Source organism: Mesorhizobium sp. M2E.F.Ca.ET.209.01.1.1 (assembly GCF_004010375.2).
Lineage (GTDB): Bacteria > Pseudomonadota > Alphaproteobacteria > Rhizobiales > Rhizobiaceae > Mesorhizobium.
In genome coordinates this window covers 1-305 of sequence record NZ_SADP02000963.1, presented here as the reverse complement: position 1 = coordinate 305, position 305 = coordinate 1, and the positions used below count along the sequence as shown (strand labels likewise).

Below are 305 nucleotides of genomic sequence, written 5' to 3'. Positions count from 1 at the left end.
AGACTTGTGCTCTTCCGATCTAGGAAGGGCAGCACCTTGCCGAGCATGATCTCGGCCGGGCTGGAAGGCATCGCCAAAAGGTTTTCCATCGTGCCGCGTTCGGTCTCACGGGTCAGCGCCATGGCGGTCATCATCACCATGGTCATCTGCAGGATCACGCCGAGCAGGCCAGGCACGATGTTGTATTGCGAGATGCCTTCGGGATTGTAGCGCTGGTGCACCACCACCTGCAGCTGCCCCCTGGCGCTTTCAGCGGCCGCCGCCTGCATGCCCTGCGCGCGCAGCAGCGCTTGGCTCGCCACCTT

1 protein-coding gene is annotated in these 305 nt (G+C 63.3%); it reads right to left on the bottom strand.

Annotated features, from left to right (window positions below; all coding sequences use genetic code 11):
* Positions 1-305 (bottom strand): ABC transporter permease (locus EN852_RS38690; RefSeq protein WP_135879896.1); only part of this gene is annotated, 305 nt, incomplete at both ends.